The 19,281-nt window shown below is 59.2% G+C and carries 14 protein-coding genes; 6 read left to right on the forward strand and 8 right to left on the reverse strand.

Annotated elements, in window-relative coordinates; genetic code table 11:
* Nucleotides 1-77 precede the first annotated feature (77 nt).
* The 3 genes from GGD46_RS10155 to GGD46_RS10165 form a co-directional block, all read right to left on the reverse strand.
* Complete coding sequence (locus GGD46_RS10155; protein ID WP_184703619.1) at nt 78-1,283, reverse strand: adenylate/guanylate cyclase domain-containing protein; 1,206 nt, start codon at nt 1,281-1,283, stop codon at nt 78-80.
* Between the two features lie 143 nt (nt 1,284-1,426).
* The gene (locus GGD46_RS10160; RefSeq protein ID WP_184703620.1) at nt 1,427-3,049 is read right to left on the reverse strand and encodes an MDR family MFS transporter; all 1,623 of its coding nucleotides are present in this window, start codon (nt 3,047-3,049) and stop codon (nt 1,427-1,429) included.
* 77 nt (nt 3,050-3,126) lie between these two features.
* Nucleotides 3,127-4,359: an HlyD family secretion protein gene (locus tag GGD46_RS10165; protein WP_184703621.1), complete on the reverse strand. Its 1,233-nt coding sequence runs from the start codon at nt 4,357-4,359 to the stop codon at nt 3,127-3,129.
* A gap of 137 nt (nt 4,360-4,496) precedes the next feature.
* On the opposite strand from GGD46_RS10165, the gene GGD46_RS10170 reads away from it, so the two are divergent.
* Both GGD46_RS10170 and GGD46_RS10175 read left to right on the forward strand, forming a co-directional pair.
* Entirely contained in the window at nt 4,497-5,399 is a 903-nt protein-coding gene (locus GGD46_RS10170) for a LysR family transcriptional regulator (RefSeq protein WP_184703622.1), read from the forward strand.
* Between the two features lie 126 nt (nt 5,400-5,525).
* Complete coding sequence (locus GGD46_RS10175) at nt 5,526-5,996, forward strand: MEKHLA domain-containing protein (RefSeq protein ID WP_184703623.1); 471 nt, start codon at nt 5,526-5,528, stop codon at nt 5,994-5,996.
* A gap of 123 nt (nt 5,997-6,119) precedes the next feature.
* Here GGD46_RS10175 and GGD46_RS10180 read toward each other — a convergent pair whose 3' ends face one another.
* Both GGD46_RS10180 and GGD46_RS10185 read right to left on the reverse strand, forming a co-directional pair.
* Complete coding sequence (locus GGD46_RS10180) at nt 6,120-7,697, reverse strand: ABC transporter substrate-binding protein (RefSeq protein ID WP_184703624.1); 1,578 nt, start codon at nt 7,695-7,697, stop codon at nt 6,120-6,122.
* A 62-nt stretch (nt 7,698-7,759) separates the two neighbouring features.
* Nucleotides 7,760-8,332 (reverse strand): MarR family winged helix-turn-helix transcriptional regulator, encoded by a 573-nt coding sequence (locus GGD46_RS10185; protein ID WP_210325511.1) that lies wholly within the window; start codon nt 8,330-8,332, stop codon nt 7,760-7,762.
* A 212-nt stretch (nt 8,333-8,544) separates the two neighbouring features.
* Here GGD46_RS10185 and GGD46_RS10190 point away from each other — a divergent pair, with 212 nt between their 5' ends.
* The 4 genes from GGD46_RS10190 to GGD46_RS10205 all read left to right on the forward strand — a co-directional run bounded on the left by GGD46_RS10190 (nt 8,545) and on the right by GGD46_RS10205 (nt 12,880).
* Complete coding sequence (locus GGD46_RS10190; RefSeq protein WP_184703626.1) at nt 8,545-9,246, forward strand: creatininase family protein; 702 nt, start codon at nt 8,545-8,547, stop codon at nt 9,244-9,246.
* A 70-nt stretch (nt 9,247-9,316) separates the two neighbouring features.
* Nucleotides 9,317-10,288, forward strand: a complete 972-nt coding sequence (locus tag GGD46_RS10195) for an ABC transporter permease (protein WP_184703627.1) — start codon at nt 9,317-9,319, stop codon at nt 10,286-10,288.
* A 1-nt stretch (nt 10,289) separates the two neighbouring features.
* Complete coding sequence (locus GGD46_RS10200; RefSeq protein WP_246806259.1) at nt 10,290-11,198, forward strand: ABC transporter permease; 909 nt, start codon at nt 10,290-10,292, stop codon at nt 11,196-11,198.
* Nucleotides 11,195-12,880 carry an ABC transporter ATP-binding protein gene (locus GGD46_RS10205; RefSeq protein WP_184703628.1) on the forward strand — a complete coding sequence of 562 codons (1,686 nt, stop codon included), beginning with the start codon at nt 11,195-11,197 and terminating at the stop codon, nt 12,878-12,880. The genes GGD46_RS10200 and GGD46_RS10205 overlap by 4 nt, the downstream gene beginning before the upstream one ends.
* A gap of 103 nt (nt 12,881-12,983) precedes the next feature.
* Here GGD46_RS10205 and GGD46_RS10210 read toward each other — a convergent pair whose 3' ends face one another.
* From GGD46_RS10210 to GGD46_RS10220, 3 genes are all read right to left on the reverse strand, one after another.
* Entirely contained in the window at nt 12,984-14,465 is a 1,482-nt protein-coding gene (locus GGD46_RS10210; protein WP_184703629.1) for an MFS transporter, read from the reverse strand.
* Between the two features lie 305 nt (nt 14,466-14,770).
* On the reverse strand, nt 14,771-17,920 hold the full coding sequence (locus tag GGD46_RS10215; protein WP_184703630.1) for an efflux RND transporter permease subunit: 3,150 nt from the start codon (nt 17,918-17,920) through the stop codon (nt 14,771-14,773).
* A 7-nt stretch (nt 17,921-17,927) separates the two neighbouring features.
* Nucleotides 17,928-19,130: an efflux RND transporter periplasmic adaptor subunit gene (locus GGD46_RS10220; RefSeq protein WP_184703631.1), complete on the reverse strand. Its 1,203-nt coding sequence runs from the start codon at nt 19,128-19,130 to the stop codon at nt 17,928-17,930.
* Between the last annotated feature and the right edge of the window lie 151 nt (nt 19,131-19,281).

The raw sequence follows: 19,281 nt of genomic DNA on the forward strand, positions 1-19,281 counted from the left end.
AGACGCGCCAACTCCAGGTTTCAAGGACATAACGCGCGCCGTAAAAGTCGAAATCTCGACCGGAAAGGATGTGCCCCTCAGTCTCTGACCGTAAACAGCTCCACGGCTTCGGCGAAGCCTTTCAGTTTCCGCGTTCCTATCGAAGCCGTATTGGCGATCCGGGCCGTCTCGCAGAAGCAGCCGGACATCAGCAGTGCCTCGCCGCTCTCGCTGCAGATGCCTTGTATGCGGCTGACGACATTGACGTCGGGGCCGATCAGGGTGAAATCAAGCCGATTGCCGGCGCCAACATTACCGTAACTGACTTCGCCATAATGCAAAGCAATGCCCACCTTGATGCGGATGCCGTCATATTGAAAGCCCTCCACATCATCGAGGATCGCACTTGCGGCTACCAATGCGGCATTGCAGGCGCCGGCAGGATCGATGCCGGGAAAGAAGGCGAGAACGGCATCGCCCATGAATTTCAGGACTTCGCCGCCTTCCCGGGTGATCGCCGGTACGACTTTGTCGAAATAGGCATTCAGAAGGCCGAGCACGACATTGCCCGGCAGTTGGTTGGAAAGCTCGGTGAAGCCGCGCAGATCGCAGAGCAGAAGGGCGGTGTCCATCGATTCTATCTCACCGCGCCGGATATGTCCGGCCAGGATCCGGCTTGCGGTCATGGGGCCGATATAGGTGTCGAGCAGGCTGAGTTCGCATTGCCGGAGCACACGCAATTCGCTGGCGGTGCGCAGTGCTGGTAGGATGCGCGCAAGTACCTGCTGCTCGGCTGGCGTAAAGCCGCCAGGCCGTTTCGTGCCGAAGGCCGCCGAACTGATCGGTCCGTCGGCATTGCAGAGAGGCGCGATCATCAGCTGAACTAGCCCGCGGCCGGCAAAGACGTCGATGTGCTGCCAGCGGCCATGCCGGCTCTCTCCGGGGCCAACGATGACGGTTTCACGCGTTTCCAACGCTTTTTGCAGTGGCGTGTTGGCAATAGTCTGAAGCCTGCCGTGCTCGCGGTCATGGATTTCGATCGGTTCGCCCGGCGCCCAGGCGAACGTGCGGCCGATGAATTCGGGATGTAGCGTCATCAGGTGCAGCGTCAGCCGATCGACGGGGACGCCGAGCGCCTGCAAGTGGCGGCCCAGCCCGGAAACGAGGCCGACTTCATCGAGAGCATGGCACTCGTCCCCAGTCAGCCATTCGATCAGGCTCAGGGTTGCGGCCGCGTTGATGCCGGGTTGAGTGGTTTTGGAACTGGGGATTGCGGCTTGAGGTATGTCCAGCAGCATGGTCATGACCATCTCCTCGTGTTGCAGATGCGGCGCCTAGAGCGTGATGCCGAAAAGCGTGTGCGGTTTTTGAGCGACATCACGCTCTATCTTTTTGATTCTAGAGCGGATTCAGGTTTCAGGTCGAATAGACCTGAAACCATCTGGCTCTAGTGAGCGCCGGCACCCGAGAGGTGAGAGGATTTCTTGAGGAACAGGCTGGCAAGCAGCGCAACAACGAGCGCAACGCCGAGCAGATAGAAGGTATCGCTGAAGGCCATGATGTTTGCTTGTTTGCGCAGGCTGCCGGCAATGGCGACGATCGCCTTATGTGTGGCGAGCGCCTGATCGCTGACCCCATGATTGAGGAAGTAGCTTGTCAGTCTGGCGACGCGGTCGCGAGTGGCGTCCTCGAACATCGAGACGGAATTCGTCAGGATATTCGAGTGGAACTGCTCGCGCTTGGTGAGGAAGGTCTGCAGCGCTGCGATGCCGACTGCACCGCCGAGATTGCGCATCATGTTGAAGAGTGCCGAGGCCGAGCCGGCATTTTCCTGCGCGATGCCTGCGGTGGCGATCGCGGTGAGCGGCGTGAATGCCAATGCCTGGCCGACGGCACGCACGATATTCGGCCAGAAGAGCTGATCGCTGGCATAGTTGCCGGTCATATAGACATTCATGAAGTTCGAGGCGGCAAAGAGCGCAAAGCCGACGATGATCAGCAGGCGGGCGTCGAAACGCTTCATCAGCTGTGGCACCAGCGGGATCAGGATCAGCTGCGGAATGCCGGTCCAGGCGAGCACCAGGCCGATCTGCTCGGAATTGTAGCCCTGAATGCGCGTGAGATAGATCGGCAGGATGAAGACCGAACCATAGAGTGCAATGCCGAGCAGGAAATTGGCAAGCATGCCGAAGCCGAAATTGCGGCGCACGAGCAGGCGAAGATTGAGCAGCGGATGAGCGGCGCGAAGCTCGATGATCAGGAAGAGCGACAGGGACACTGCGGCGATGACCGACAGACGGACAATGAATGGCGAACTGAACCAATCGTCCTTATTGCCTTCTTCAAGCACTGTTTGCAGGGCGGCGAGACCGACCGCCATGGTGATGATCCCCGGCCAGTCTCCCTTTGCCAGCAAGGAGAGGTTCATCGGCGAGCGGTCAAGCGACACCCAGAGCATGGCAACCATAAGAATGCCGGGCACAAGATTGACGTAGAAAATATACTGCCAGCCCCAGTTTTCAGTGAGGTAGCCGCCAATGGTCGGGCCGATGGCCGGCGCAAAGGTCGCAGAGAGGGCGAAGAGCGCAAGGCCCATCGGCTGCTTGGGTTTTGGCAGCAAGGTGATGATGATGGTGAAGGCCATCGGGATCAGCACGCCGCCGGAAAAGCCCTGGATGGCGCGCAACACGATCATCTGCTGCAGGTTCGCGGCGAACGCGCAGCCGACCGAGAAGACGAGGAAGAGGATCGCGTTGGTCAGCAAATAGAGGCGGACCGAGAAGACGCGGGCAAGCCAGGCGCTGAGGGGGATGACGACGATCTCGGCAATCAGATAGGAGGTCGAGATCCAGCCGCCGTCATCCGTGCCGGCGCCGATCGCGCCCTGGATGTCCGCGAGCGATGCATTGACGATCTGGATATTGAGGACGGCCATGAAGGCGCCAAGGGTGGAGCCGATGACGGCGGTCCACATGCGCAGCGGGCTCATGGCAGGCCTGGCGGCCGGGGCAGCTGACCTAGTGGTCGGCAAAGTGGAATTATTGTTGGCGGCGATCTGAAGGGTGGCCATGATGCGGCTCCTTCCGGCTCAAGCCGGAATAATCTCATGACAGTGTTGAGGCGATAATCGGCGAAGAGCGGTAAGGATCATCCAGCGTGGCCGGATGATCCCCCCGCATTGGCGGTGGATGTCTGTGCGGCCTTGGTATCGATTTCAGGCTCGACCGACATGCCGGAGCGCAACAGGCCGGCCAGGCGCTCGTCATCGATGACGATCTTGACCGGAATGCGCTGAACGATCTTGGTGAAGTTGCCGGTGGCATTGTCCGGCGGCAGCAACGAGAATTCCAGGCCGCTTGCCGGCGAGAGGCTGTCGACATGCCCCTTGATCGCCACGTCAGGGAAGCTGTCGACCTTGATCTCGACTAGCTGGCCGGGGCGCACATAGGTGAGTTGCGTCTCCTTGAAATTCGCGACGACATAGACGGAATGCAGCGGCACGACCGCCATTAATTGCGTGCCGGATGTGACGTACTGCCCGACCCTGATCGAGCGGGCACCGACCGTGCCGTCCACGGCTGCAACGATATCCGTATAGGAAAGATTGAGTTCCGCTTGCTGAACGGTTGCGGCAGCCCGATCGCGCTGGGCGGCGGCTTGATCGCGCTGGGTCTGCAGCACCGGCACCTTGTTTTGGGCGGCAACGATGGCGGCCTGATCACGCTCGACGGCGGCAGCGGCTTGATCGCGAGCCGATTGCGTCTGTTCGGCCTGAGATTGGCTGCCGACGCCATTGGAGTTCAGCCGAGCCGAGCGCGCGGCATCGGACTGCGCGAAGACGAGCGAAGCCTGCGAAGCGGTTTCCGTCGCCTTGGCTTGTGCGATCAGCGATTGTTGCAGCAGGATCTGCGCATCAATGTTAGCAATCGCCGCATCTGCGGCCTTGAGGTCAGCCCTGGCCTGCGAGAGCGCCGCTTGGAAGTCGCGGTCGTCGATGCGGGCCAACACCTGGCCAGCCTTGACGGTGTCGTTGTCGTTGACAAGCACTTGCCTGATATAGCCGGCGACCTTGGGGGCGATCGCGGTGTAATCGGCCTTTACATAGGCGTCGTCGGTCGATTCGATGAAGCGGCCGATCGTCCAATAGCGATAGCCGAAGTCGGCAGCAAACGCGGCGCCGGCCAGGACGGCCGCGACGAGTACGCCGCGCTTGATGAGCTTGCGGCCTGCTCTCGGGGCTTTTGCCGTGCTTGGGGCAGGGGCTTCGGCCACAGGCGCCTGCGGAGCTTCAATGCGGGGCGTCTTTGTCACCTCGCCTGCCGGCACGACCTCGGCCTGGCTTGCGTTCTTGAACGCCTCATTGCGGGGCAGCTCGACCATTTTCCATCTCCTTCAATATCATGGCCCGCTTGCCAGGGGCCATTTTGTTGAGGTGAAGATGCGTCCGAATGGTCTTTCTGATAATCTCCTCGAATCTGGAAGGATCATCAATTCAGAGTGGATAATCCGAGGAACAAATGGATCGGCTGACCAGCCTTACAGTCTTTGGCCGGGTGGTGGAGTGTGGCGGTTTCTCCGCCGCCGCCCGCCGGCTCAATATGTCCGTCACCATGGTGGGCAATCACGTGCAATCGCTGGAAGATCGCCTCGGCGTGCGGCTTTTGAACCGCACGACGCGCAAGGTCAGTCTGACGGAAACCGGGAAATATTACTACGAGCGTTCCTCACAAATCCTCGCAGACCTTGAAGAGATCGACCGGACAGCAGGCGCGCTCAATACCACGCCGCGCGGCACTTTGAAAATCTACACCAGCGGCGCCATCGTTCGCTTTCTGCTTCCCGTCGTCAACGAGTTCATGACGCAATATCCGGCAATTTCTCTGGATTTCAGCGTCGGTGAGCGCGCGATCGACATGATCGAGGAGGGCTATGATCTGATGATCCGCACCTTGCCCACGCAGGAATCGACGCTGGTTGCGCGCAAGCTCACGCCGTGGCGACATATGCTGGTTTGTTCACCCGAATATCGCGACACGCATTCCATGCCAAAGGTGCCCGCCGATCTGGCTGAGCATAATTGCCTGCAGTATGCCTATTATCCCTATGGCGACGAATGGCGCTTCGAAGATGCCGACGGTAATCAGACGGGCGTCAAGATTTCCGGTAATGTCGTCTCCAACAGCGCTGAAACGCTGCGATTTCTGCTGGCGAGCGGCCAAGGCATCTTCCTGGCTCCGAGCTTCATCGTCTTTGAAGACGTCGCTGCCGGTCGGCTCGTACGCGTGATGCCAGACTATCGGGCAGTGGAGTTCATCATCAGCGCGATTTATCCGAACCGCAGCCATCTGCCGACCAAGGTGCGGCTGTTTATCGACCTACTTGTGGAACGCTTCGCCGAACATCGGAAGTGGATGACATGAGTATCTGCTATGGAGCTGCTTGGCGACGGCCCCGTGCGGCTGCAGGGCATTTTATCGCACATCGGTTTGTGCAAGCGGCTGATGAACGCCGCATCTGACGATATCAAATGAATGGGAAGGGCGTGAATGGCTAGCGACACTGAGAACAACGCTGGGGATCTGGCGGTCGATCCGGCGTTTTTCGACCTATTGACCGGCAGCTTTCGCCGGATCGTCGGAACTTCGCTTGTCGCCGAAGGGCAAGGGCCGGACTGGCTCTATCACAAAGCCCCCTTTGTGGTCGTGGCCCACAATACCGACCCTGATCCGCGCTTTGTCTTTGCCAACAAGGCGGCCCAGAATTGCTTTGAATACCCTTGGGACGAGTTCGTCACCTTGCCCTCGCGACTGTCGGCTGAGCTTCCCAATCGCGCGGAGCGCCAGCGACTGCTGGATGCCGTCAGCAGCAACGGCTTCATTTCCGACTATCGTGGATTGAGAATCGCAAAATCCGGGCGACGATTCTGGATCGAAGACGGTATTGTCTGGCAGCTCATTGACAATGATGGAAATCGCCGCGGGCAGGCGGCGACGTTTTCCACCTGGAAAGACGCCTGAGCCAAACCGTCAGCCTCCATCCCTTGTGCAGATGCGCGCCAACCAAGACATCAGGCTGCCGCGGAATGCATCGAATGAAAGGGCGGACCCCGGCGGCAAAACCACCCCGGGGTCCACAATATATCACTTCGGCTTGACGTCCATCGCCAACGTGTCCTCGTCGGAGCGCGGCGCGTAGGAGATCTTGTCCTTCTTGACGCCCCATGCCGATACGTTCACGGCAAGCGGAAGATCCGGCCTGTCGGTGGAAACGAGAAGGTTTGCCTTTTCGAGGAGATCGCGACGCTTGGTCTCGTCCATCTCGCTTGCGGCATCCTCGATCAGCTTGTCCATCTGCGGGTTGGAGTATCCGCGCGTGTTGAACGCGCCGAGCGACTTGGCGCTATCGTTGGTGTGCATCAAAGACGACAGCATGTAGTTGGCTTCGCCGGTCAGCGTACCCCAGGAAGCCATGTACAGCGAATACTCGCCGCGGGTCTTGGCGGGGTTGAACACGGCTGCTGGAACGCCGTTAACGTCGACCTGGACATTGATCGCAGCAAGCAACTGAGCGACGGTCGGTCCAAGTTCCGTCGGCAAGCGGTCGTTTGCGTAGTTCAGCGACACCTTGAAGCCGTTCGGATAGCCGGCATCGGCCATCAACTTGGTTGCCTTCGCCACGTCGAATGGGCTGGGCGTAATATCCTTGTTGTAACCGAAGATGTTCGAGGCCACCATTTGCGTGGGAACCTTGCCCATGTCCTCAAGTGCGACTTCGGTGATTGTCTGGCGATCGACGGCAAGGTCGAACGCTTCGCGCACGCGCGGATCGAGGAAGGGGTTCTTATCCAGCTTCTTTCCGGATTTGTCCCAGACCATCGGAGTGTCCTTGCGGAAGTCGAACTCGAGATAGGGGATGTAGACCGACTCGTCCTTGACTACCGTGAGCTTGGAATCGGATTCCAGAGCGGCAAGATCCGTCGACGGGACTTTCGAAATCAGGTCGACCTGGCCGGCCTTCAACTGTGCGACTCGGGCCGCGTCATTCGGGATTTCCTTGCGGATGACATGATCCCAAGGCTGTGCGCCGCCCCAGTAGCCGTCGAACTTCTCAAGGACGAGATCCTGCGTCGGTGCCCATTTTACGAACTTGTACGGGCCAGTGCCGATCGTTGCCTTGCCTGAGTTGAAGCCATCCGCCGCCGTCTCCTTGGTCGAATAGGCAGCTGCTGCCTTGTGAGACACGATGAACAGACGAACGAAATCATTGGGAAGGGTCGGCGCGGGCGCAAGGGTCTTGACGCGAACGGTGTGCGGATCGACGACTTCCACGCTCTTCACCCTGCGGACATAGATCGTCGACGGGTTTGGACCGGTGACGTTCGGAATACGCTCGATCGAGAACTTCACGTCCTCGGCGGTGAAGTCGGATCCATCGTGGAACTTCACGCCTTCGCGCAGCTTGAATTCCCAGGTGGTGTCGTCGACCGGCTTCCAGCTCACGGCGAGGGAAGGTTCGACCTCAAGCTTGTTACCGGACTTCAGCAAGGTATCGAATACATGCTTGGTGGCCTCGGCATTGGCGGAGGTTGCCGTGAAATGCGGATCCATCGAGGCCGGGCCGGATTTGGTGGCGATGACGAGATCTGCAGCCATCACCGACAGCGGCATCATGATGGTGGTGGCCAGCAATGCGGCCTTGAAGACGGAGCGTATTGTCATGTGTTCCCTTATCTCTTTCTCATGGGCAAGAACGGCTTGCCGCCGGTTGTTTGTGCCCGCCGTCAGGAGACCTCGTCTCCATCCCCTTCGGGCTCAAGGTCAGGGACCAGCTGCTGCGGCCAGCTTTCGGAAGCCACCACAAGCTTGGTCAGGATTTCGGAGAGGTTCAGGCGTTCGGCGGGCGAGAGGCATTCGAGCATCGTCCGCTCGTAGCTCATCATCTTCTCCTCGACGGCCTCGACCGCGACGCGACCTTTTTCCGTCAACTTGAGTGCGACGCGCCGCTGATCGATCCGGTCGAGCTCGCGGCTGATCATGCCGAGCGTGTCCAGTTTTGTGACGGCGCGGCTCAGAGTGTTTTTCGGAAAGCCCGAGGAGCGGACGACCTCGGTCAAGGTGAGCTCATCACTCAGATAGAGGGACCAGAGCACCACGAATTCGGGTCGAAGCAGGCCCAGCTGCTGCTGGATCAACCCATAGACCGGATTGTTGAACTGCAATGCCAGGTAGTTAAGACGGAAGGAAAACCAACAGGGGTTCCGCCAAAGTTTAGGGTAGAGCGGATCGTCTTCCGAGAGGCTCGAAAGCCCCGGCTCCTCTCTCCCGGCTCTCCCTTCATATAGGGCAGTGCGCAACAGTTCGTCCATCGACAAAACCCGATCAGATTTTCCAATTAGTACTATTTGGGACGATATTTAAAAAATTTGTTGCGTCAACTCCATTTTTTTGTTCCTAATGGAACCGAATTACAAAACAAATAAAATGCGGAGATGCTCGTCGCACTGGGCTCTTCGTGAGGGGTTAGTGCGTTCAACCGGCTGATCCCCCATCATTGCAGGAGACGAAAATGCGCATTCAGGACATGCATTGGTCGCAGGTCGAGGCCCGTGTGAAGGAAGACGATCGTTGCATCATACCAATCGGGTCGGTTGAGCAGCACGCCTATCTGAGCCTTGCGACCGATATGATCCTGGCCGAGCGTGTTTCGGTTGACGCGGCGGAGCCGACAGGCGTTCCCGTCTTCCCATGCCTGCCCTATGGCATGGCGTCCGGCTTTGCAGATTTTCCAGGTACGGTAACGCTTTCGCTTCGTACCTATATCAACGTCATCGAGGACATACTCGACAGTGTCTATCATTCCGGTTTCCGGCGTGTTCTCATCGTCAACGGCCATGGCGGCAATACGCCGATCAACCCGCTTTTGTCGGAATGGATGAACAGCCATCGCGATACCTCAGTCAAACTCCATGACTGGTGGCGTGCTCCGAAGACCATGGCAAAGGTGCTGGAAATCGATTCGGCCGCCAGCCATGCAAGCTGGATGGAAAACTTTCCATGGACGCGCCTGGAAGGCGCGCCGGTTCCGAACTTCAAGAAGGATCGCATCGATTTTGCAGCGGCGGCGCGTGTCGACGCGGGACGCAAGCGCGAGCGCATCGCCGAAGGCAATTACCACGGCGTATTCCAGCGGCCAGATCAGGACATGATGGAAATCTGGAAGGTCGCCGTCGAAGAGACGCGGCATGAAATCGAGCATGACTGGCACTGAGACGCCGGACCTATCGTTTTAACGCAGGGTCCCTTGCGCAATTGCAGGGGACGCATCCAGAGAGAAGCACATGGCTTCATTCATTTTTCGCAGATCTGGACAGGCGCTCGTGGTCCTGATCGTCATGTCCATTCTCGTCTTCATCGGTGTCTACGTCATCGGTAACCCGATCGACGTGCTCATATCTCCTGACGTTACGCAGGAAATTCGCCAGCGGGTCATCGAGGAATACGGGCTCAATCAGCCTCTCTGGAAGCAGTATATCGATTTTGTCCTTAAAACGGTCAGTGGCGACTTCGGCAGATCGTTCGTGTTCAATATGCCGGTCGTTGAGCTGATTGCGCAGCGCTTGCCGGCAACGCTGGAGCTTGCCGTCATTGCGGTTTTGCTGGCCTCGGTGATCGGCGTGCCGCTCGGCGTCTATGCGGGCTATCGGCCCGATGGCTTCCTGCCGAAGCTGATCCTGGCTGGCTCGATCCTCGGATTTTCCGTACCGACCTTTTGGATCGGACTTATGCTCATCATGGTTTTTGCCGTGCAGCTGGGTATTCTGCCGGCAGGTGGACGAGGGGCGACCGTCGATCTTTTCGGCGTTCCATTCTCGTTCCTGACCGGCGACGGATGGACGCATCTCGCCTTGCCCGTTCTCAATCTCGCTTTGTTCAAAATGGCCATGATGTGCCGATTGGCAGCAGCGGGTACGCGTGAAGTCATGACCACCGACACGATCAAGTTTGCCCGCGCCGCCGGCATTCCGGAAGGTACGATTCTTCGCAAGCATGTACTGAAGCTGATCTCTATTCCACTCGTGACGGTGTTTGGGCTTGAGCTTGGCTCCACGTTAGCATTCGCGCTTGTCACGGAGACCATCTTCAACTGGCCAGGCCTCGGCAAGCTCATTGTCGATTCCATTGCGTCATTGGATCGGCCTGTCATGGTCGCCTACTTGATGATGGTTGCCGTCTTGTTCGTCGTCATCAATCTCTGCGTCGATCTGGCCTATGCTCTCCTCGATCCGCGCCTGCGTCAGAAAGGTCGTTGAGATGTCGGCTTCCAATCGTATTCGCACTCCGCAACGGCGTGTCTCGCCGATGATGGAGTTCTGGCGCGCTTTTGCGAAGAACAAGGTCGCGGTTGTCGCCCTTATCGTTGTCGCCGTCATCGTTTTGCTGGCCATATTTGCACCATGGATCACGCCGCAGGATCCATATGATCTCAAGTCTCTGGTGCTACGCGATGCGCGCAGACCTCCTGGCTATGTCGGTGCGAATGGAATGCACTACTGGCTTGGCTCGGACAGTCAGGGCAGAGATCTTTTCTCCGCGATGATCTACGGGCTGCGCATTTCTCTCGAGATGGGACTAATCGCCGGCGCGATCGCCTTCAGCCTAGGTGCAATCGTCGGGTGTTTTGCTGCCTATCTCGGTGGGCGCACCGAGACATTCATCATGCGTCTTGTCGACATCCAGCTCTCCTTTCCTGCCATTCTTCTGGCCTTTGTCGTTGCCGCTCTGCTCGGGCAGGGAAAGTCGCAGCTGATTCTGGCGCTCGTCTTTGCACAATACGCATACTTCGTCAGAACCGCTCATGGTGCCGCGTCGGCTGAACGGCAAAAGGACTATGTGCAGGCCGCTCTTTCGATACCGATGAGCGGCTGGCACGTCGTGACGCGACATATTCTCCCCAACTCGCTGCCGCCCCTGATCGTAGTCGCAACCGTTCAGGTCGCATCGGCGATCTCGCTCGAGGCGACGCTCTCCTTCCTCGGTGTCGGCTTGCCTCCGACCGAGCCCTCGCTCGGCATGCTGATTGCCAACGGCTTCCAGTATCTTCTGTCAGGACGCTACTGGATTTCCATCTATCCCGGCGTCGCGCTGATTATTCTGATCATGGCGATCAACCTCATGGGCGATCAGATCAGGGACATATTGAATCCGAGGTTGCGCAAATGACCGCTCTTTTGCAAGTCGACAATCTTCGCACCTATTTCGAAACCGAACGCGGCACGGTCAAATCCGTCGATGGCATTTCGTTCGATGTCGAGAAGGGCCAGATTTTGGGGTTGGTCGGAGAATCCGGTTCGGGCAAATCCATTACGGGTTTTTCGCTGATCGGGCTGCTCGACAGGCCGGGGCGTATTCAGCCAGGAAGTTCGATCCGATTTGAGGGGCGCGAACTGGTCGGATTGTCCGAGGGTGAACTGCGCAGCATTCGCGGCCGGGAAATCTCCATGGTCTTTCAGGACCCGATGATGACCCTCAACCCGGTGCTGAAGGTCATCGACCAGATTGCGATGGCGATAAGAGCGCATGAAAAGGCGTCCGACGCCATGGTTCGCCGCCGCGCGATAGATGCCCTGGCGCGGGTGCGCATCGTCGAGCCTGAGAAAAAGGTCGATCAATATCCGCATCAGTTTTCCGGCGGCATGCGTCAGCGCGTTGCAATCGCGATCGCTCTATTGCATAAGCCCAAGCTGGTGATCGCGGACGAGCCGACGACGGCGCTCGACGTGTCCGTTCAGGCCGAGATCCTGAAGGAAGTGAAGGCGCTTGTCGCCGAACTCGGCATCTCGATGATCTGGATCAGCCATGATCTGGCGACCGTCGCATCGATATCGCAGAAGATTGCCGTCATGCGGCTCGGCAAGATCGTCGAGATGGGATCTGTGCCGGAGGTATTGGGATCGCCGAAACACCTCTATACGCGAGGATTGCTTGATGCCTTGCCCTCGAGAAAACGGCCTGGAGAGCTGCTGACCTCGTCCGCTACGGAAAATGCCGAGCAATTTTCTGTTTCGGGCGAGGAGCCGAACAAGCCGATCGAAGCGAACTCGGAATTTGTCAGCGTTAAAGACGTCGACATGATGTTCCAGAAGCCGGTGGGGTCGGCGGGCCGTTTTGCGCAGCGCCTCGGTATCGCCAAGCCGCCTCATGTCAATCATGCCGTGCAATCGGCAAGCCTGACGATTGCACGCGGTGAGGTGCTGGGGCTGGTGGGTGAATCCGGTTCCGGCAAATCCACGCTGGGACGGATCATCTGCGGCATCTACACGCCGACCTCGGGCAATGTCCTCGTCGATGGCCGCAAGGTGCGGGAGAACGACAACAAGATCGGGACCTCGGTGCAGATGATCTTCCAGGATCCCTTCGCATCGCTTGATCCCCGGCGCACGATATTTCAATCGGTTGCCGACGGTCCGATAGCGCACAGGCTTTGCACGAAGAAAGACGCGCGCAGCTACGTCAACCGCTGGCTCAAGGCTGTCGCCTTCGACCCGGCACTGGCAGACCGCTATCCGCACCAGTTTTCCGGTGGACAGAGGCAGCGCATCGCGATTGCGCGCGCGCTTGCCATGCGGCCGGAATTGATTGTTTGCGACGAGCCTGTGGCATCGCTCGATGTGTCGATTCAGGCGCAGGTCATCAATCTTCTTCTGGAGTTGAAGCGCAGCCTCAATCTGACGCTGCTTTTCATCAGCCATGATCTATCCGTCGTCCGACATCTGTGCGACCGGGTAGTCGTCATGCATCACGGGAAGATCGTCGAGGAAGGTGCGGTCTCGCATATCTTCGCTGAGCCGAAGCAGCCGTACACACGAATGTTGCTGGACGCAGTTCCGAAGCTTGCCTGGTAATGGAACGGATCGGTAGGCCGTAAGTAAGTTACGGCCTACCGAAATTCATTCATTCGATATCCAGATGCAAGTCAGCCCTTAGCTCTGCCGATTTGCGTCGCGCTCAGTGCGCCTCCGCCTTGGGCGCATTGCGAAGCGCGATGAAGACCAAGGCGGAAAGCAAAGCGATCATCGCTGCCACCAGCACCAGGACCGAACCGTGCGCTTCCGCGAAGGCGGCTTTGGCTGCCACAGCGATTTCCAGGCCATCGCTCCCGCCGAGTTCTCGAGCCACCGTCATCGCTTCGCTGATAGAATTGGAGATCCCGTCGCCGGCGACGGGATTGGAGAAGGCAGAGCGGTAGATCGAGTTTACGAGAACGCCGAAGATCGTGATGCCCAATCCTCCGCCCAGCTCATATCCGGTGCTTTCGAGTGCGCCTGCGGCTCCGGCTTTTTCCGCGGGTGCGCTTCCCATGATCGCGATGGACGATGCCAGAAGCCCGACACCAAGCGCAAAGCCGAGGATGCCAAGAAGAACCGCGACGATATAGGCCTTTTCGACAAGGTCGGATAGCGAGATTGCAAACAATGCGAGCGCCGCTGCCGCCATCGACGATGAGGCGACCGCCCGAAGGCCGTATCGGTTGGCGAGCTGGCCGCCTATCGGTCCGCCGATTGCTGCGGCAACGACGAGGGGCAGCATGAACACTCCGGCTTGAAGCGGTGTCTTATCCAGAACGAATTGAAGCTCCTGTGCCAGCACCAGTTCGAAGCCGGCAAGCGAACCGCTCGCCACGAACGCCATCATCAGCCCAACGGCAATCGCGGGTTTTGTCAGCAAGGACAGATCGAGCATCGGGTTTTCGGAGGATATTTGTAGGCGGGAAAACCATGCAAGCAGGCCGACGCCAACGATGAGCGTTGCCCCGGTTTCGACGTTGAGTCCTGCTTTGAAGCCGGATTTGACGCCATAGACCGTGAGAATCAGTCCTGCCACCAGGATCAGTGCCTGCCCGGGTTTCCATGTTGCTTGCGAATTGCCTGATGACGGTGGGACGAGCCGCCAAACGACCGGAATTACGATCAGCATGATAGGCACGTTGACGAGGAAGACCGAGCCCCACCAGAAATGCTCCAGCAGTACCCCACCGACGAGAGGGCCAATCGCGGCGCCGGCCATGCTGACGATGCTCCAGATCCCAAGCGCAGTTGCCCGTTCGGCGTCGTCTTCGAAGGTCTGCCGGATCAGGGCGAGAACGCACGGCATGATCATCGAAGAGCCGATCCCGAGCGCCGCACGCGCGACAATCAGAAGCGGGGCCGATGTGGAGAACGCTGCGGCGATTGAGGCTGCTCCGAACACCCCAAGCCCGATCAGGAGTATCCGGCGATAGCCGATCCTGTCGGCCAGCGTCCCCATCGGCACGAGCAGGCCGGCCATGACCAGGGGATAGACGTCGATGATCCACAGGACCTCATTTCCCGAGGCTCCCAAGGCGACTGCCAGGGAAGGGATGGCGATATGGAGGATCGTCATGTCCACCACGACGGGTGTGAATGCCATCATGACGGCAACGAGGATGAACCAGCGACTCGAATGCATTAAGGCACCTGGGCAGATAGTTTCGAACGGTCGTTTTCTCACTTGGAATTGACGTACGAGCGTTCGCAAAATTAACAAGGAGCGACCGGAAACATCAAAAAGCAGATCGTATTAGTGCGATTGCCGCTCGCGTCTCCCCGTCGGACGAGCAAGCCTTAAGGCCGTGCTCGTCCGAGGCGCGGGAAACCGTACTGATATGACAGCAACTGGCAAAGACGCCCGCATAGGCGATGGCGGATGGAATTGAGCGACGTTGACTGGCACTTCGGTTTCCTTTGAGGATGGAGATCGAGCCGCCCATCCGGTTAGAGATGGGCGGTCGTCGTTGATTTGGAGGCTTCTTCTCCCACCTGGTCCTCGACCGGTCTTTTCGTCCGCAAGATCTTGAGAACGAAGACGAAGAATGCCGGGACGAAAAAGACGGCAAGGACGGTGGCCGAGATCATGCCGCCGAGGACACCGGTACCGATCGCGTTCTGGCTCGCGGCACTCGGACCGGTGGCGATCGCCAGCGGAACAACGCCGAGAGTGAAGGCGAGTGATGTCATGATGATCGGCCGGAACCGGACCCGCGCAGCCTCGATGGCCGATTCCAGCAGCGATTTGCCCTGCCCGTAATAATCCTTGGCAAATTCCACGATGAGAATTGCGTTCTTGGCGGAAAGCCCGATGATCGCGATGAGGCCGACCTTGAAATAGAGGTCGTTCGGCATTTCCCGCAGGATCATCGCCAACACGCAGCCGATGATGCCGAGCGGGACTACGAGCATGACTGAAAGCGGGATGGACCAGCTTTCATACAGGCCTGCCAGCAACAGGAACACGAACAGGATCGAGAGGCCGAACAGCATCGGCGCCTGTGCGCCCGAGGCGATTTCTTCTCTCGATTGCCCCGACCACTCGTAGCCGAAACCACTCGGAAGCTCCGCCGCCAGACGCTCCATCTCTGCGATGGCCGCCCCTGACGACTGACCTGCGGCCGCCTCGCCCGTGATGCGGATCGTGGCATAGCCGTTATAGCCGACGATCTGCGGGTTGCCCTTGCGCCATGTCGCGGTTGCAAAGGAGGCCAGAGGAACCATGCCGCCGTTCGCATTGCGAACGTTCAGCTTCATCATGTCCTCCACCTGCATACGGCTACGTCCATCGGCTTGGACGATCACCCGCTGCATCCGCCCTGCATTGGGATGGTCGTTGATGTAGGAGGATCCGAGGTTAGCCGTGACGATATCGTTGATGTCGGCAAAGCCGACGCCAAAGGTGTTTGCCTTCTCGCGGTCGATTAGAAGGATGACCTGTGCGGCTTCGGGCATGCCCTCGGTGCGGACATTGGTAAGAAGGCGGCTCCTTCCTGCCTTCTCCATCAGTTCGGCTGCGGCATTCTTGAGCGCTTCCTGTCCGCGCCCTGCGCGATCCTGAAGCCTGAACGAGAAACCGCTCGTCGTGCCAAAGCCGTCGATCGCGGGTGGCGACAGGGCGAAGGAGGTTGCATCCTTCAAGGTGGAGAGCTGCTGGTTGACGCGGGCGGCAACTTCATCGGCCGAGCTGCCTGCTGGCCGCTCGCTCCAGTCCTTGAGCGTGACGAAGGCCATTGCCGCATTCGCGCCGCTGCCCGAGAAGCTGAAGCCCTGAACGGCGAAGACGTCCCTGACGGCCGGTTCAGCCTTGAATATGGCTTCCACCTGCTTAAGCGAGGCGATCGTGCGGTTGGCGCTTGCTTCCGGCGGTCCCTGGATATCGACGATGAGAATACCCTGGTCCTCCTGCGGTACGAACGAGCCGGGCAGGTTGACGAAGAGGTAGCCGAGGCCGAGCACGAGCGCCAGATAGACCACCATCATGCGGCCGGATCGACGCGCCATTCCGGTAGCCGTCCGGGCATAGCCGGCGGTGAGACTGCTGAACTTGCGGTTAAACCAGCCGCCAGGGCCGCTCTTCTCATGATGCCCCTGCTTGATGGGCTTCAGGAACGTGGCGCACAGCGCTGGGGTCAGCGAAAGCGCCAGGAAGGCCGAGAAGAGGATCGACACGACCATGGTCAGCGAGAATTGGCGATAGATGATGCCGGACGCGCCTGGGAAGAAGGCCATGGGAATGAAGACGCAGGACAGCACCAGCGTGATGCCGAGGATCGCCCCGGTAATCTGGCTCATCGCCTTCTGGGTCGCGGCCTTCGGAGAAAGACCCTCTTCGGCCATGATGCGCTCGACATTTTCCACCACGACGATAGCGTCGTCGACGAGGATGCCGATTGCCAGCACCATCGCAAACATGGTCAGCACGTTGATCGAGAAGCCTGTCGCGTACATCACCGCGCAGGTTCCAAGCAGCGCCACCGGCACGACGAGTGTCGGAATGACGGTGTAGCGGAAGTTCTGCAGGAAGACGAACATCACGATGAAGACGAGAGCGATAGCCTCGATCAGCGTGTGCACGACCTTTTCGATCGAAGCCTTGACGAAGGGGCTCGTGTCATAGGGAATGGAGTATTTGACACCCTTCGGGAAGAACTTCGACAGCTCGTCCATCTTGGTCTTGATTGCAGCGGAAACGGCGACGGCGTTACCTGTCGAGGTCAGCTGGATTGCAAGACCAGCGCTTGGCTGGCCGTTGAGGCGGCTTGTCGTCGAATAGTTTTCCGCGCCGTCCTCGATACGGGCTACGTCGCGTAGCCGCACGGTCGAGCCGTCCGAGTTGGCGCGCAGGATTATGTCGCCGAACTGCTCGGCCGTCTTCAATTGACCCTCGACGATGACGCTGGCTGTCAGATCCTGGCTGATGGGGTTCGGCGTCGCGCCGATCTGACCGGCCGCGACCTGGGCGTTCTGCGCTACGATCGCGGCGTTGATGTCCGCGCTCGTCAGATGCAGTCCGACCATCTTGTCCGGATCGATCCAGACGCGCAGTGCGCGCTGCGAGGCAAAAACCTGCGCACGTCCCACGCCTGGCAGTCGGCGGAGTTCACCGAGGACGTTTCTGTTGATGTAGTCGCCAAGGGCAATCTCATCCATTGTGCCGTCGGTGGAGGTCAGAGCCGCGATCAGCAGGAAGCCGGAGCTGGCTTCCTCGACCGAAATCCCCTGTGTACGCACCGCGGCCGGAAGTCGAGATTCAACGCGGCGGACGGCATTCTGCACGTCGACGGTTGCTTTGCCGATATCGGTCCCCGTGGTGAAGGTCGCATTGATGCTGACCGAGCCGGAATTGTCGGATGTCGACTCAAAGTCGACCAGCCCGTGCACGCCGTTCAATTCCTCTTCGATCTGCCGGGTCACGCCCTGGTAGATCTCCTGGGGCGAGGCACCGGGATAGGAGGCTGAAATCGACAGCTGCGGCGGCGCCACATTAGGATACTGCGCGACCGGTAGCATGGGGATCGTGATGACCCCGGCAATCATGATGAAGAATGCGCAAACCCATGCAAGGACGGGCCGCTTGATGAATAGCTGTGCCATGTTTCTGTTACTTCGTGGCCTGTATGGACGTGCTGGGTTCGGCGGCGTCGGGCTTCCATGCCTCCGCGTCTACCTTTGCTCCGGGCTGGACTTTCTGAACGCCGTCGGCAATCACCTTCTCGCCCGCCTTCAATCCAGACAGGACGACCCATTCGGAGCCGAGGGAACTGCCGAGCGAGATGTCGCGTACTTGCGCGGTGCTGTCGGCGGCGAGGACGTACACCTGGGGCTTGCCTTCCGAGGTTCGGGTGACCGCGCGTTGCGGGATGGTGAGGCCTGCCTGCTGAACCGCTTGTTCGATGCGTACACGAACATACATGCCAGGCAGCAGATCGCCCTTCGGGTTCGGGAATTCTGCCCGAAGCGTGACCTGGCCAGTGTTCGGGTCGACGTTCGCATTCGAGAACAGCAGCTTGCCGGGCAGCGAATAGACCTTGCCGCCGTCGAAGACGAGTTCGACACGCGCTTGGCCGGGAGCCGGGCTGTCGAGCTTGCCTTCGCTCACCGCCTGCTTGAGCGCAAGAAGCTGCTGGGCCGACTGTGTGAAGTCGGCGTAGACGGGATCGACCTGTTGAATGAGCGCCAGATTGGAGGTGCTGTCGGCCGTCACCAACGTTCCCTCGGTGGCAAGGGCGCCGCCGATGACGCCGGTAATCGGCGCCCGCACCTCGGTGTAGCCGAGGTTGATCTTGGCCTCGTCAAGCACGGCCTGTTGGGACGCGACGTCGGCATCGGCCTGATCGAGATTGACAGCGGCAGTATCGTAGTCCACCGCGCTGACGACGTTGCGCTCGCGGAGCGTTCGCTGGCGCTCGAGCTGCTGCTTGGCATTGGCTTCAATCGCTTTTGCCTTTTTCAGCGCCGCTTCGGCGCTGGCGACGCGAACCTCGAACAGGCGCGGATCGATCCGGTACAGGACATCACCCTTCTGCACCAGGCTGCCCTGTTCGAAAACCCGTTCCTGCAATATGCCCGAGACTCTGGCCCGCACTTCCGAAACCCTGGTCGCGGCGATACGGCCTGGAAGTTCGCTCATCACGGGAACGGGATGCGCCTTCAATTCAATGAACCCCACGGCAGGCGTCGGCATCTGGCCTTCTTCCGGGGAGCTTGCTTGTTCCTGGGAGCATACTTGACCTGCGACCAGCGCGAGCATAGCCGTTACCGTCAGCAGTGCTTTTCGCCCGCGCAGTCCCTTGTTCATCAGCATTGATGGTTTCCTGTCTGGACCGAAGGGTGAGGATTTTCCGGACATTGCGTCACGTGACCCCGCCGCTTCGATTTTATTTTCGAACGTTCGTGTCTAATCTTGTGGTTCACACCGAGGCCGTCAGACGATTTCTCAAGATCGTCTGACGGCC

The sequence above is a fragment of the Martinezella lusitana genome (assembly GCF_014207095.1).
GTDB lineage: Bacteria > Pseudomonadota > Alphaproteobacteria > Rhizobiales > Rhizobiaceae > Rhizobium > Rhizobium lusitanum_B.

What these genes read in the sequence shown, in the direction of transcription:
- GGD46_RS10200 (WP_246806259.1), top strand. Translation starts at nt 10,290, where the DNA reads ATGTCGGCTTCCAATCGTATTCGCACTCCGCAACGGCGTGTCTCGCCG.
- GGD46_RS10160 (WP_184703620.1), bottom strand. Translation starts at nt 3,049, where the DNA reads ATGGCCACCCTTCAGATCGCCGCCAACAATAATTCCACTTTGCCGACC.
- GGD46_RS10210 (WP_184703629.1), bottom strand. Translation starts at nt 14,465, where the DNA reads ATGCATTCGAGTCGCTGGTTCATCCTCGTTGCCGTCATGATGGCATTC.
- GGD46_RS10170 (WP_184703622.1), top strand. Translation starts at nt 4,497, where the DNA reads ATGGATCGGCTGACCAGCCTTACAGTCTTTGGCCGGGTGGTGGAGTGT.
- GGD46_RS10215 (WP_184703630.1), bottom strand. Translation starts at nt 17,920, where the DNA reads ATGGCACAGCTATTCATCAAGCGGCCCGTCCTTGCATGGGTTTGCGCA.
- GGD46_RS10180 (WP_184703624.1), bottom strand. Translation starts at nt 7,697, where the DNA reads ATGACAATACGCTCCGTCTTCAAGGCCGCATTGCTGGCCACCACCATC.
- GGD46_RS10195 (WP_184703627.1), top strand. Translation starts at nt 9,317, where the DNA reads ATGGCTTCATTCATTTTTCGCAGATCTGGACAGGCGCTCGTGGTCCTG.
- GGD46_RS10205 (WP_184703628.1), top strand. Translation starts at nt 11,195, where the DNA reads ATGACCGCTCTTTTGCAAGTCGACAATCTTCGCACCTATTTCGAAACC.
- GGD46_RS10165 (WP_184703621.1), bottom strand. Translation starts at nt 4,359, where the DNA reads ATGGTCGAGCTGCCCCGCAATGAGGCGTTCAAGAACGCAAGCCAGGCC.
- GGD46_RS10190 (WP_184703626.1), top strand. Translation starts at nt 8,545, where the DNA reads ATGCGCATTCAGGACATGCATTGGTCGCAGGTCGAGGCCCGTGTGAAG.
- GGD46_RS10155 (WP_184703619.1), bottom strand. Translation starts at nt 1,283, where the DNA reads ATGACCATGCTGCTGGACATACCTCAAGCCGCAATCCCCAGTTCCAAA.
- GGD46_RS10175 (WP_184703623.1), top strand. Translation starts at nt 5,526, where the DNA reads ATGGCTAGCGACACTGAGAACAACGCTGGGGATCTGGCGGTCGATCCG.
- GGD46_RS10220 (WP_184703631.1), bottom strand. Translation starts at nt 19,130, where the DNA reads ATGCTGATGAACAAGGGACTGCGCGGGCGAAAAGCACTGCTGACGGTA.